Source organism: Streptomyces sp. ADMS (assembly GCF_033441795.1).
In the GTDB taxonomy this organism is placed as follows: Bacteria; Actinomycetota; Actinomycetes; order Streptomycetales; family Streptomycetaceae; genus Streptomyces.
In genome coordinates, this window is the sequence record NZ_JAVFVX010000524.1 from 1 (window position 1) to 309 (window position 309).

Genomic DNA, 309 nt, shown 5'->3' on the forward strand with positions numbered 1-309 from the left:
CCTCACGCATCCTGCGCGCGTCCTCGGCCATCTTCTTCGCCGCGTCCAGCGCCGACTGCGCACCGTCCACGTCCGACTGGGCACTGCTCTGCGCCGACTTGGCGTGCTGGGCATCCCGGGTGGCAGCCCGGACCTTCGCCTCGTCAGGCGACTCCGCGGCCTTGCCGCCGGTCGGATCGTCCTTGTACTTGTCCGACTCCTTCGCCGCCCGCGTCACCCACGAATCAGCCGACGAGAGACGGGACTTGGCCGACGACAGATCGGCCTGCGCCTCACGGCCCCTGGCCAGCGCCCTGTCTGCCAGGGCCT

General features: G+C 70.9%; 1 pseudogene. It reads right to left on the bottom strand.

The window, feature by feature from the left end:
• Positions 1–309 (bottom strand): annotated as a pseudogene (locus RB628_RS41850) (hypothetical protein); the annotation flags it as partial.